This window comes from Plantibacter sp. T3 (assembly GCF_902506515.1).
Classification (GTDB): domain Bacteria; phylum Actinomycetota; class Actinomycetes; order Actinomycetales; family Microbacteriaceae; genus Plantibacter; species Plantibacter auratus.
In genome coordinates, this window is sequence record NZ_LR733286.1 from 2739440 (window position 1) to 2752295 (window position 12856).

Annotated in this window: 10 protein-coding genes; 7 read left to right on the forward strand and 3 right to left on the reverse strand. The window is 68.9% G+C overall.

The window, feature by feature from the left end:
• The first annotated feature begins 29 nt into the window (after positions 1-29).
• Complete coding sequence (locus GV015_RS13070) at positions 30-2285, forward strand: bifunctional (p)ppGpp synthetase/guanosine-3',5'-bis(diphosphate) 3'-pyrophosphohydrolase (protein WP_079705918.1); 2256 nt, start codon at positions 30-32, stop codon at positions 2283-2285.
• Here GV015_RS13070 and GV015_RS13075 read toward each other — a convergent pair.
• The 3 genes from GV015_RS13075 to GV015_RS13085 all read right to left on the reverse strand — a co-directional run bounded on the left by GV015_RS13075 (position 2272) and on the right by GV015_RS13085 (position 5213).
• Positions 2272-2949, reverse strand: a complete 678-nt coding sequence (locus GV015_RS13075) for a hypothetical protein (RefSeq protein WP_124769335.1) — start codon at positions 2947-2949, stop codon at positions 2272-2274. The genes GV015_RS13070 and GV015_RS13075 overlap by 14 nt on opposite strands.
• Before the next feature lie 94 nt (positions 2950-3043).
• Complete coding sequence (locus GV015_RS13080; RefSeq protein ID WP_369808437.1) at positions 3044-4273, reverse strand: DUF349 domain-containing protein; 1230 nt, start codon at positions 4271-4273, stop codon at positions 3044-3046.
• A gap of 133 nt (positions 4274-4406) precedes the next feature.
• On the reverse strand, positions 4407-5213 hold the full coding sequence (locus tag GV015_RS13085) for a peptidylprolyl isomerase (RefSeq protein WP_079705920.1): 807 nt from the start codon (positions 5211-5213) through the stop codon (positions 4407-4409).
• A gap of 184 nt (positions 5214-5397) precedes the next feature.
• Between GV015_RS13085 and GV015_RS13090 the strand changes: the two genes are divergently transcribed.
• The 6 genes from GV015_RS13090 to mltG all read left to right on the forward strand — a co-directional run bounded on the left by GV015_RS13090 (position 5398) and on the right by mltG (position 12855).
• Positions 5398-6849 carry a replication-associated recombination protein A gene (locus GV015_RS13090; protein ID WP_159878785.1) on the forward strand — a complete coding sequence of 484 codons (1452 nt, stop codon included), beginning with the start codon at positions 5398-5400 and terminating at the stop codon, positions 6847-6849.
• A 222-nt stretch (positions 6850-7071) separates the two neighbouring features.
• Positions 7072-7701, forward strand: a complete 630-nt coding sequence (gene rpsD / locus GV015_RS13095) for a 30S ribosomal protein S4 (RefSeq protein WP_064293825.1) — start codon at positions 7072-7074, stop codon at positions 7699-7701.
• Between the two features lie 160 nt (positions 7702-7861).
• Positions 7862-8095 (forward strand): hypothetical protein, encoded by a 234-nt coding sequence (locus tag GV015_RS13100; RefSeq protein ID WP_159878787.1) that lies wholly within the window; start codon positions 7862-7864, stop codon positions 8093-8095.
• A gap of 69 nt (positions 8096-8164) precedes the next feature.
• Complete coding sequence (gene alaS / locus GV015_RS13105) at positions 8165-10819, forward strand: alanine--tRNA ligase (RefSeq protein ID WP_159878789.1); 2655 nt, start codon at positions 8165-8167, stop codon at positions 10817-10819.
• Between the two features lies 1 nt (position 10820).
• A complete protein-coding gene (gene ruvX, locus GV015_RS13110; protein WP_079705923.1) occupies positions 10821-11291 on the forward strand; it encodes a Holliday junction resolvase RuvX in 471 nt (156 codons plus the stop codon).
• Positions 11292-11304: 13 nt separating this feature from the next.
• Positions 11305-12855, forward strand: coding sequence for an endolytic transglycosylase MltG (mltG, locus tag GV015_RS13115; RefSeq protein WP_236555458.1), 1551 nt, complete (start codon positions 11305-11307; stop codon positions 12853-12855).
• The last annotated feature ends 1 nt before the right edge of the window (position 12856 follow it).

Sequence of the window (12856 nt, forward strand, 5' to 3'; positions counted from 1 at the left end):
CCGCGTGCACGAGCGCAGGGAGGCCTGAGATGGCGGACACCACGACATCCTCGACGGCCTCCCTGCGCCGTCTCGTCCCACGGATCTTCTCGAAGGCACAGCCGGCCGGCGCCGTCGACACCCTGATGCGGACGGTGCGGCAGCACCATCCCAAGGCCGACCTGGCGCTCATCGAACGTGCGTACACGGTCGCCGAGCGAGCCCACTCCGGGCAGAAGCGCCAGAGCGGCGAGCCGTACATCACGCACCCGGTCGCCGTCTCCCAGATCCTGGCCGACCTCGGCATCGGACCGAAGACGATCGTCGCCGCCCTCCTCCACGACACCGTCGAGGACACCGACTACTCGCTCGACCAACTCCACGCGGACTTCGGCGACGAGGTCGCCATGCTCGTCGACGGCGTCACGAAGCTCGACAAGGTCAAGTACGGCGACAGCGCCCAGGCCGAGACGGTCCGGAAGATGATCGTCGCGATGTCGAAGGACATCCGCGTCCTCATCATCAAACTCGCCGACCGGCTGCACAACGCCCGGACCTGGGGATTCGTCCCGGCCGAGAAGGCGGCGAAGAAGGCCACGGAGACCCTCGAGATCTACGCACCGCTCGCGCACCGCCTCGGGATCCAGGCGATCAAGTGGGAGCTCGAAGACCTGTCCTTCGCCGTGTTGTACCCGAAGCTCTACGCCGAGATCGAATCGCTCGTCAAACAGCGGACGCCGCAGCGCGAGGAGTACGTGCAGCACGTCATCGACGCGGTGAACGAGGATCTCAAGGCGCAGAAGATCCGCGGCAAGGTCGCCGGTCGTCCGAAGCAGTACTACTCGATCTACCAGAAGATGGTCGTCCGCGGCCGCGAGTTCGACGACATCTACGACCTTGTCGGCATCCGTGTCCTCGTCAACTCGCTCCGCGACTGCTACGCGGTCCTCGGGTCGATCCACGCGCGGTGGACCCCCGTCCCAGGGCGCTTCAAGGACTACATCGCCACGCCGAAGTTCAACCTGTACCAGTCGCTGCACACCACCGTCGTCGGACCGGGCGGGAAGCCCGTCGAGATCCAGATCCGTACGAACGAGATGCACCAGCGGGCCGAGTTCGGTGTCGCCGCGCACTGGAAGTACAAGGAGCGGATGAACAGCGGGAAGACCGCGTCCTCCGCCGAGCCCGACAGCTCGATGGCCTGGCTCGCCCACATCTCCGACTGGCAGGCGGAGACGGCGGACCCGGGGGAGTTCCTCGACTCGTTGCGGTTCGAGATCGGTGCGAAGGAGGTCTACGTCTTCACCCCGAAGGGGCGTGTCGTCGGCCTGCCCGCCGGCGCGACGCCGGTGGACTTCGCCTACGCCGTCCACACGGAGGTCGGCCACCGGACGATGGGCGCCCGGGTCAACGGGCGGCTCGTGCCGCTGGAGAGCTCGCTCAACACCGGCGACGTGGTGGAGGTCTTCACCTCGAAGAACCCCGACTCCGGTCCGAGCCAGGACTGGTTGAACTTCGTTAAGAGCCCTCGGGCGCGGAACAAGATCCGCCAGTGGTTCACGAAGGAGCGACGCGACGAGGCCATCGAGCAGGGCCGTGACGCGATCGCGCGGGCGATGCGCAAGCAGAACCTGCCGCTCCAGAAGCTCATGAACCAGGACTCGTTCGCCGAGGTCGCGGCGCAGCTGCGCTACGAGGACGTCACGGCGCTCTACGCGGCCGTCGGCGAGGGCCACGTCTCGACGCAGTCCGTGCTCGAGAAGGTGGTCGCGCTCCTGCAGAAGGACGCCGACAGCGAGCACGCCGAGTACACCGTCCCGGTGCGCGGGAGCCGCCGTGAGCGGCTGCAGAACAGCGACTCCGGGGTCCTCGTGCTCGGTGCTCCCGACATCCTGGTCAAGCTCGCGAAGTGCTGCACCCCGGTGCCGGGTGATGAGATCGTCGGGTTCGTCACGCGGGGCTCCGGCGTCTCCGTCCACCGTTCGGACTGCCACAACGTCCAGGGACTCCTGCAGGAACCCGAGCGCATGATCGATGTGGAGTGGGCGCCGTCGTCGAAGAGCGTGTTCCTCGTCCAGATCCAGGTCGAGGCACTCGATCGAGCTGGACTGTTGTCGGATGTGACGCGGGTGCTGTCCGAGTACCACGTCAACATCCTGTCGGCGACGGTGAACACCTCGAGCGACCGCCTGGCCATCAGCCGCTTCGTGTTCGAGATGGGCGACACCACCCACCTCGACCGGGTGCTGAACGCGGTCCGGCGGATCGACACCGTGTACGACGTCTACCGGGTCAACGGCGGCTGAGCGGGAGCGACCAGGACGCCAGTTCGCTCCGAGTCGGCTCGAGGCCGGGGAGCATCACCTCGGTGGCACTCGACACGACACGGACGATCCGTGTGCCGCCGAGGACCCGCGGGACGGAGCGGACCCAGGCGACGACCTCCTCAGGGCTGGTGAGCCCGAGCAGGAAGTAGTTGCGGATCGTCGTCATGGCCTCCTCAGCTTCGGCGCCGGTGCGCCGTGCCAGATCCGCGACCGTGCGCGTGGGGGTCGTGACCCGCAGTGCGCCGCACCGCTCGCTGTCGTCGGGGCGGAGTGACACCTGACGCAGACGCAAGCGGGGCGAACGCGCGCTGCGCCGTTCCATCGACACGAAGCCCGTGTGGACCCTCGGTGCGATGAGCGCCGCGCCGTGCAGCCAGGCGGCACTCGTCTCAGCGATGACCGCGCCGGCCAGCCCGGGCAGCTGTTCGAGGACCGCCGCGCGCAGCCTGACGGTGTCGGGTTCGTCGACACTGCAGTAGCCGTCTTCGAAGGCGAAGAGCTCGCCGTCGAGCCGCGCGGCGGCGAGCTCGGCGACGGAGAGCTCAGGTGGCTGGAGGTAGGCGGGGAGGCGGCTCGTGGAGGCCGAGGGATCCGTCGCGCAGTCTGGCTCGATGGGGGAGGACGTCTGGAGTGCCGTGGACATACGACGATCCTCCTGTAGCCGTCCGGTAGCAGGAGGATCGTCGACGGATCTGTGGAGAACCGCGACCGTCACGCGGTTGGTGGAGCGGATCCGCCTAGCGGATCGCCCCGAGCCACGCCTTGCGTGCATCCAGCGCCTCGATGGCCGCGGTGAGCCGGTCGGCGTCACCCGAGGCTCGTGCAGCCTCGACCTCGTCCTCGAGCTTGGCGATGGCGTCGGCGAGCTGGCTCGCGAGCCCCTCGGTACGCGCCTTCGTCTCGGGGTTGTTGCGCTTCCAGTGCTCGTCCTCGAGCTGCTTGACGTGGGTCTCGATCTTGCGGAGACGGTCTTCGACGACGCGGACCTGCTCGCGCGGGACCTTGCCGATCTCGTCCCACCGACGCTGAATGTCGGTGAGCGCCTTGCGCGCCGAGTCCCGATTCGTGTCGGCCAGGATCGGCTCGGCATCCGCCAACACCGCGAGCTTCAAATCCAGGTTGCCCTGGAACTCCTCGTTGTCGCGCGCGTCGATCTCGGCCTTCGCGCCGTAGATCGCGTCGCCCGCGGCCTTGAACTTCGCCCAGAGTGCGTCATCCTGGCGCTTCCCGGCACGTGGGGAGGCCTTCCACTCGTCGAGCAGACTGCGGTAGGCGGGGATGCCCTCGGCGCCCTTGGCGATGAGGGCCTCGGCGCGCTCGACGAGCTTCTGCTTGATCGCGCGTGCTTCCTTGTGGACCGAGTCCAGCTCCGTGTAGAACGCACGACGGTGCTGCTCGATCGTCGCGCGCGCCGTCCGGAACCGCTTCCAGAGGTCGTTGGCGTCGTTCTTCGCGAGACGCGGACCGTCGTGCTGCTGGCGCTGCCACTCGGCGAAGAGTTCGTCGAGTCTCGCCGAGGTCTGCTTCCACTGCACCCGTGCCGGATCCTGCTGCGCGAGCTGCTCGGCTTCCTCGACGATCGCGAGACGCGCACGTGCCGCTTCCTCGAGGGCTGCCTTGGTCTCCTGGCTCTGCGCCTCGGTCAGCTCGCTCACGGTGCCGTCGAGCGCCGCGAGGCGGGTCAGGAGCGCCTGGAGGTTGCCGACCGCGTTGGCGGACTCGACCTGCTTGGTGATCGACTTCACGGCCTTCGCGACGTCCGTCGCCGGTGCACCGCGCTTCGCGCGCTGCTCGAGGAGCGTCACCTGTCCGGCGAGGTCCGTGAACTTGCGCTCGAAGTACGCGAGCGCCTCCTCCTTGGAACCGTCGGGGTACTGTCCGACCGCTCGTTCACCGTCGGCCTCACGGACGTAGACGGTGCCGTCGTCGTCGACACGGCCCCACGGTTCGATCTCTGGACTGGTCACGCGCATCACCCTTGCTGTGTGTTGACCGCCGTTCGTGGCGATCGTGATCGATCCACAAGCCTATTACCCCGAGTCCTGCTCGGGGCGACCGCTTGCGCCGGTCGGTTCCGTCTGGTGCAGGTTACTGCACGCGCTACTGGACCGTCACCGACGTGATGGTGGCGGGGACCGCTGGGGCACCGTCACCGCTGCCGTCTGCGACACCGCCGGACACGACACCCGAGACGAGCTGGTCGAGACCGCTCGTGATCTGGCCGAGCACGGTGTAGCCGCCGGCGGCGTCGGACGGGATGGTCGAGTCCTGGTACACGAGGAAGAACTGCGAACCGTTGCTGTAGCCGTTCCCTCCCTGGCGTGCCATGGCGATGGTGCCGGCCGGGTAGACGTCGTCCGTCGGTGCGTTCTCGACCGGGCCGTAGCTGTACCCGGGGCCGCCGGTGCCGGTGCCGTCGGGGTCGCCGCACTGCAGGACGTAGATGCCGCTCGTCGTGAGGCGGTGGCAGGTGACGCCGTCGTAGAAGCCGGATTGGGCGAGGGAGATGAAGGAGGAGACGCCCTGCGGCGCGCAGGCTCCGTCGAGGGTGAGGTTCATGACGACGTCGTTGATCGTCATCTCACCACTCCAGTCACGGTCCTCGGCGATGGTGCTCGCGGGGACCTCGCCGGTGTTCGCGCCGTCCGTGGCCCCGGTGACACCGCAGGCCCCGGCCTCGGCGGAAGCCGTGGGCGTCGCGACCGGGGTGCCCGGACCGCCGGCAAAGAAGAACACCTGCGCAGCCGTGGCACCGGCCAGGATGACGACGAGCGCCGCCGCGGCGATCACGTTGTCGCGGACGCGGCGCTTCGAGCGGTGCTCGTGCACGGTGCGCCGGGCGTTGTAGGCGCGCAGTCGTGCGCGTGCTGCGCGTGCCTCTTTGTCCGGACCCTTGCTCGTTGCCACGTCGTTCCCTCCAGGTGCCGTCGGCCGAGCGGCGGCATCGCGCTGTCATCTGGCACCACGCCCGCGGCGGACTGCCCAGGAGAACCTTACGGGGAGCGCTCCGCGCGGACCAAACGACGCACGACGGCGGCGACCCCGTTCTGCAGCGGGTCCGCGTGTCGCAGGCTGCGGCTAGCCTGGTGGAATGTTCAGTCGAGGACCCGGCATCGCCGGCGCACCGGTTCCGCTCGCCGTGCGCATGCGGCCCCGCAGCCTCGAGGAGGTCGCCGGCCAGCAGCACCTGCTCCGTCCCGGCTCGCCGCTCGTCCGCCTGGCGAGCGACAACGAGGGGACGCAGGCGGCCGTGTCCGTCATCCTGTGGGGCCCACCGGGCACCGGGAAGACGACCCTGGCGCAGGCCATCGCGCACAGCTCCGGCCGCCGGTTCGTGGAGCTCTCGGCCGTGACGGCGGGCGTCAAGGACGTCCGGCAGGTCATGGAGGAGGCGATGTCGAGCCGCGACCTCTACGGCAGCTCGACCGTCCTCTTCCTCGACGAGATCCACCGGTTCACGAAGGCCCAGCAGGACGCCCTGCTCCCCGGCGTGGAGAACGGCTGGGTCATCCTGGTCGCCGCGACGACCGAGAACCCGTCGTTCTCGGTCATCTCCCCGCTGCTGTCGCGTTCGCTGCTCCTCACGCTCGAACAGCTGAGCGACGACGACCTCGGCATCCTCATCGACCGCGCCGTGACCGACCCGCGCGGCCTGGCCGGTCGCTTCACTGTGACGCCGGAGGCCCGCGCCGCGATCATCCAGTTGTCGTCCGGCGATGCCCGACGAGCCCTGACGGCACTGGAGGCGGCCGCGATCGCCGCCGACTCCGATCTCGGCGCTCCGGTCGATCCCGACGAGCTCGATCTCGACGACTCGGGCCTCCTCGACGTCGGCGATGAGGATGATGAAGACGAAGATGACGGGGCGGACGCCGACTCCGACCCCGCGACGCGGGCGCCCCGCGGTCCCGTCATCACCGATGAGCTCGTCTCGCAGGCGGTCGACCGCGCCCTGCTCCGATACGACCGCAACGGCGACGAGCACTACGACGTCATCAGCGCGTTCATCAAGAGCATCCGCGGATCCGACGTCGACGCCGCGCTGCACTACCTCGCTCGGATGATCGAGGCGGGGGAGGACCCGCGCTTCATCGCCCGCCGCATCATCATCTCCGCGGCCGAGGACATCGGCATCGCCGACCCGCAGGCGCTGCCCATCGCCGTGGCGGCCGCCGACGCCGTCCAGTTCATCGGCATGCCCGAGGGTCGTATCCCGCTGGCCGAGGCCGTGGTGTACCTGGCCACCGCCGCCAAATCGAACGCGGCCTACGTGGCCATCGACCAGGCCATCGCCGACGTCAGGGCTGGAGCCTTCGGACGTGTGCCGAAGCCGATGCGCGACGCCCACTACGCGGGCGCCAAGCGCCTCGGACACGGCAAGGGCTACCGCTACCCGCACGACCACCCGATCGGCGTCGTCGCCCAGCAGTACCTGCCCGACGAGCTCCGCGACGTCCGGTACTACCAGCCCACCGACCACGGCCACGAACGCGACATCTCGGCACGGTTGGACAAACTCCGGAAGATCGTCCGGGGCGAGTGAACGTCGGGTCGCGGCGGCCCGGCGACCGGGGCACGTCGTGCTAGTATTGATTCGCCTAGAACCGGTGTGACTGCGCGGCTGCTCGATCACCGTGTTCGACGGGCGTGTTCTGTAGCCGAACAGCCCCGGCGGACCCCTCTGACTTTGTCCGGTGTGATTCCGGATCACCGACGCGTCTTCGCGCCGGTCATTCATCGTTTGAGACTTCATCGAAAGGAAACCGTGTCTACCAAGTCACGTACCCGCAGCAAGACCCGCCTCTCGCGGGCACTCGGCATCGCCCTCACCCCGAAGGCCGCCAAGTACCTCGAGAAGCGTCCCTACGCTCCCGGTGAGCACGGCCGCACCAAGCGCAAGGCCGACAGCGACTACGCCGTCCGTCTGCGCGAGAAGCAGCGTCTGCGCGCCCAGTACGGCATCCGCGAGGCTCAGCTCAAGATCGCCTTCCAGGAGGCACGTCGCACCCAGGGCCTGACGGGTGAGAACCTCGTCGAGATCCTCGAGACCCGTCTCGACGCGCTCGTCCTCCGTGCCGGCTTCGCCCGCACCACGGCTCAGGCTCGCCAGATGGTCGTGCACCGCCACATCATGGTCGACGGCCAGCTCGTCGACCGCCCGTCCTTCCGCGTGAAGCCGGGTCAGCTCATCCACGTCAAGCCGCGCTCTGAGGGCACCGAGCCCTTCCAGGTCGCCGCTGCCGGCGGTCACGTCGACGTCCTGCCGAAGGTGCCCGCGTACCTCTCGGTCGAGCTCGACAAGCTCCAGGCACGTCTCGAGCGTCGCCCGAAGCGCGCTGAGGTCCCCGTGACCTGTGAAGTGCAGCTCGTCGTCGAGTACTACGCAGCCCGCTAGGACTGCGGCCCGGCTCCGGGCACCACACGAAGAGGCATCGGCTCCGGCCGGTGCCTCTTCGTCGTTGTACGACGCCATCGGTCCACCGCGCTCGACTACGATGGATGCTTGGTACGCCCGGCGACGCCCGGGTGGTCGCACCGCAGATGAGGAGTTCCCCATGAAGAACGCGTTCTGGCTGATCGTCGGCATCGGCGCCGGCTTCGTCGTCGCCCACGAGATCAACAAGACACAGTCCGGCAAGCGGTTCTTCTCCGAGCTGGACTCACGCGTCAGGGAGTTCACCGACACCGTCGGCGACGCCTACAAGGAGCGCGAGGCGCAGCTGCGCGACACGGCGGAGTCCGTCGTCGCGCGCGTCGAGGACGCCGCAGAAGACCTCACCAAGCCGTAGCGGCACGCCCGGACGGGCATCGCCGCAGCGCACGAACATCGACACGCACACCCCTGACGTACGGACACCATGGACACCGCTGACATCCGCTCCCGCTGGCTCACCTTCTTCGGCGATCGGGGGCACACCGTCGTCCCCTCCGCCTCCCTCGTCAGCGACGACCCCTCGCTCCTCTTCACGGTCGCCGGCATGGTGCCGTTCGTGCCGTACCTCACCGGCGTCGTCCCTGCGCCGTTCGATCGCGCCACGAGCGTCCAGAAGTGCATCCGCACCAACGACATCGAAGAGGTGGGCAAGACGCCCCGGCACGGCACCTTCTTCCAGATGAACGGCAACTTCTCCTTCGGCGACTACTTCAAGGAGGGGGCGATCACCTACGCGTGGGAGCTCCTGACCGGCAGTGAGTCGAGCGGCGGCCTCGCCTTCGACGAGAAGGACCTCTGGGTCACCGTGTACAAGGACGACGACGAGGCGATCGACCTCTGGAAGCGCGTCGCGGGGCTCCCCGAGCACCGCATCCAGCGGCTCGACAAGGACACGAACTACTGGTCGACGGGTCAGCCCGGACCGGCCGGCCCGTGCTCGGAGATCTTCTTCGACCGCGGTCCCGCGTACGGAGCCGACGGCGGCCCGGCGACCGACGACGACCGGTACGTCGAGATCTGGAACCTCGTGTTCATGCAGTACCTGATCGAGAACGTCCGCGGCAAGGTCGACTTCGACATCGTCGGCGAACTCCCGAAGAAGAACATCGACACCGGCATGGGGCTCGAGCGGGTCGCCTTCCTCAAGCAGGGCGTCGAGAACATGTACGAGATCGACCAGGTGCGCCCGGTCCTCGATCGCGCCGCCGAGTTGAGCGGCCGTCGGTACGGCGCCGACCACGACGACGACGTCCGGATGCGCGTCATCGCCGACCACGTGCGTTCCTCGCTCATGCTCATGAGCGACGGCATCACCCCGTCGAACGAGGGACGCGGGTACATCCTCCGCCGCCTCATGCGACGGACCGTCCGTGCGATGCGCCTCCTCGGCGTCGACACCGCGACGTTCCCCGAGCTGTTCTCCGCGTCGCGCGACGCCATGAAGGCGGCCTACCCCGAGGTCGAGACCGACTTCGGCCGGATCTCGCAGAGCGCCTACGCCGAGGAGGAGACCTTCCTCCGGACGCTGGCCAGCGGCACGACCATCCTCGACCTCGCGCTCGAGCAGACCAAGGGCACGGGCCGGACGGCCCTCGCCGGCGACTCCGCGTTCCTCCTGCACGACACCTACGGGTTCCCCATCGACCTGACCCTCGAGATCGCGGAGGAGGCAGGCCTCTCCGTCGACCGCGACGCGTTCGATTCGCTCATGACCGCCCAGCGCCAGCGGGCGAAGGCCGACGCGAAGGCGAAGAAGAGTGTCCTCGCCGACCTCTCGGTCTACAGCGAGATCCGCGCCAAGGGCGAGACCGTGTTCACTGGCTACACCGAGCTCGAGACCGAGAGCCGCATCCTCGGCATCATCGTGGGCGGCCACCCGGTGCAGCGCGCGGTCGCCGGTGACATCGCCGAGGTGATCCTGGCGGAGACCTCGCTGTACGCGGAGTCCGGCGGGCAGGAGGCCGACCAGGGCGTCATCGTCGGTCCCGGATACGAGCTCGAGGTGCTCGACGTCCAGAAGCCGGTCAAGGGTCTCATCGCCCACAAGGTGCAGGTGAGCCAGGGCGAGGTCGGCGTGGACGCACCGGCGACGACCATCGTCGACGCGAGCTACCGCCGCGGCGCGCAGCAGGCGCACTCCGGCACGCACATCATCCACGCCGCCCTCCGGCAGGTGTTGGGCGACAGCGCCCACCAGTCCGGTTCGTCGAACAAGGCCGGCTATCTCCGGCTCGACTTCACCTGGAACCAGCCGCTGTCACCGGCGACGAAGTCGGAGATCGAAGAGATCTCCAACAACGCCATCCGCGACAACCTGCAGGTGAGCACCCGCGAGATGGCGCTCGACGACGCGAAGGCGCTCGGCGCCATGGCGCTGTTCGGTGAGAAGTACGGCGAGACCGTCCGCGTCGTCGACATCGGCGGACCGTGGTCGCGTGAGCTGTGTGCGGGCACCCACGTCAGCTCCAGCGCCGAGATCGGGTTGATCAACCTCGTCAGCGAGTCGTCCGTCGGCTCGACGAACCGTCGGGTGGAGTCGCTCGTCGGACTCGAGGCCTTCCGCGACCTCGCCGCCGAGCGCGCGCTCGTCTCACAGCTCTCCGGCAGCCTCAAGACGCCGAAGGAGCAGCTGCCCGACCGCATCGCCGAACTCGTCGCGAACCTCAAGGCCGCAGAGAAGAAGATCGCCGCGTTCGAAGCCCGTGGGCTGAGCGAACGCCTCCCGGCACTGGCGCAGACCGCTCACCACGTCGGCCCGGTGTCGCTCGTCGCCGAGCACCTGGGCGAGCTCGGGTCACCGAACGACGTCAGGACGCTCGTCACGCAGCTCCGCGAGCAGCTCGGCGCGAGCCCGGCGGTCGTCGCCCTGGGCGCGGTCGTCGGCGGGAAGCCCGCGATCGTCGTCGCGACGAACCAGGGTGCCCGCGACGCCGGGCTCAAGGCAGGCGTCCTCGTCCGGGTCGCTGCCGGTGTCCTCGGCGGCAACGGTGGCGGGAAGGACGATCTCGCACAGGGTGGCGGCGTCGACGCCACCGCGCTCGGCGACGCCCTCGCGGCGATCGCACGCGAGATCGCCTGACGTGACGGACGAGTTCCGCCGCGGAGTCCGACTCGGGATCGATGTCGGGAAGGCCAGGGTCGGGGTCGCGAGAAGCGATCCCGACGGCCTGTTGGCCACGCCGGTGGAGACGGTCCCAAGGGACCTCGGGGGCGATGCCGACATCCGGGCGATCGCGGTCATCGCCGAAGAACTCGGCGCGGTGGAGCTCGTCGTCGGTCTCCCGATCGCCCTGTCGGGGAAGGACACGGCGTCCACGCAGGACGCCCGGGAGTTCGCGGCCCGGCTCAGATCGATCACCGGTGTCCCGGCCCGTCTCGTCGACGAGCGCCTGACGACGGTGACCGCCCACAGCGCCTTGCGCTCCGCTGGGAAACGACAGAAGCAGACCCGCTCGATTGTCGATCAGGTGGCGGCCGTCATACTCTTGCAGTACGCCCTCGACGCCGAACGCGGTTCGGGGCGACCCCCCGGAAGCCCCGTCGACCCGTGAACAGGACGTGCCTGTGTCGAATCTGACACCTCAGAACAACCCAGCAGACGATCCGCTCGCCGACCTCTTCACGTCCGAACGGAACGCCGCGGGGGAGCAGCCGGTGCCACTGTCCCGACGCGAGGCACGTCAGCAGCGTGAGGCCGCGGAAGCGGCCTCGACGCCGTCCGAGCCCGTCGAGGAAGACGCCACGAGCGACACGGCCGAACCGGCCCCGACCGCTGCGTCGTCGGCCGACCCCACGACGGCGTCGTCGGGCGACTCCAGTGTCAGCGAGCCTGCCGCGAGCGACACACCCCTGAGCGGGCCGACCTCACGTGCGCCCGAGTCGGACGACACCGATTCCTCAGCGTCCCGGGCCAGGACCACGACCATCCCAGCGTTCGAGGACCTGCTCGCCGAGGACGACACGGCGAACGACAGCGGGCCGCAGCCGATCCATCGGGGGCGCCGTCGTGCGCTGGCCGGCGGGGAACCGCCGAAGCGCCGACGTGGCCGACGCGGACTCATCGCACTCATCGTGTCGATCGTCGTCGTCGGGGGTCTCGTCGCGTGCGCCGCGGTCGTGTGGACGAGTTACGAGCCGCAGATCCGCAAGGTCCTCGGCTGGGAGGAACCGAACGACTACGAGGGTGCCGGCAGCGGCGAGGCCGTCGTCATGGTCAACGAGGGCGACATCGGCGAGGACATCGCGACGAGCCTGCACGACGCGGGGGTCACGAAGTCGTTCGACGCCTTCTACGACCTCCTCCTCGCCCAGCCCACCCAGCCGGAGTTCTTCCCGGGCGCCTACAAGCTGAAGCTCAAGATGAGCGCCGAATCCGCCCTTGCCGCCCTGACCGATGAGGCGAACCGCATGGAGGACACCTTCGTCATCCCCGAGGGCACCGCTGAGCAGGACGCCCTGCCGTCGATCGCGGAGGGCACCGGCATCCCGCTGGAGGAACTCCAGGCGGCGGCCGCCGACGTCGCGTCCTTCGGCCTCCCCGCCGAGGCGACCTCGCTCGAGGGGTTCCTCTTCCCGGCGACCTACAGCCTCCCCGACGGCGGCGATGCGCACGCGGTCCTCCAGACCCTCGTGAACCGGTCGTTCCAGGCGCTCGACGACGCCGGGGTGAAGCCCGAGGATCGTTGGAAGACCATCGTCCTGGCCTCGCTCATCCAGAAGGAGGCCGGCCTCCGCGACGACTACTACAAGGTGTCGCGGGTCTTCCTCAACCGGCTGGACCCGGCCCAGTGGGAGAGCGGTCTGCTGCAGTCCGACGCCACGGTCGCGTACGGGACGGGCAACACCCACCGGGTGTCGACCACGGACGCCGAGCGCGCCGACGCCTCGAACCCGTACAACACCTACGTCCACCCGGGCATGGTCGTGCGACCGATCTCGAACCCGGGCGACCTCGCGATCGACGCCGCGCTGCACCCGGCCGACGGACCGTGGCTCTACTTCGTCACCTGGAACCTCGACTCCGGCGAGACGATCTTCTCCACCACCCAGGAGGAGCACGAGGCCGCGGTCGACAAGTGGCTGTCCTGGATGGACGAGCACCCCGAGTACCAGTAGC

Excerpts from the sequence above, each read along its gene's own strand:
- GV015_RS13070 (WP_079705918.1), top strand. The coding sequence starts at position 30 with ATGGCGGACACCACGACATCCTCGACGGCCTCCCTGCGCCGTCTCGTC.
- GV015_RS13075 (WP_124769335.1), bottom strand. The coding sequence starts at position 2,949 with ATGTCCACGGCACTCCAGACGTCCTCCCCCATCGAGCCAGACTGCGCG.
- GV015_RS13090 (WP_159878785.1), top strand. The coding sequence starts at position 5,398 with ATGTTCAGTCGAGGACCCGGCATCGCCGGCGCACCGGTTCCGCTCGCC.
- GV015_RS13100 (WP_159878787.1), top strand. The coding sequence starts at position 7,862 with ATGAAGAACGCGTTCTGGCTGATCGTCGGCATCGGCGCCGGCTTCGTC.
- alaS (WP_159878789.1), top strand. The coding sequence starts at position 8,165 with ATGGACACCGCTGACATCCGCTCCCGCTGGCTCACCTTCTTCGGCGAT.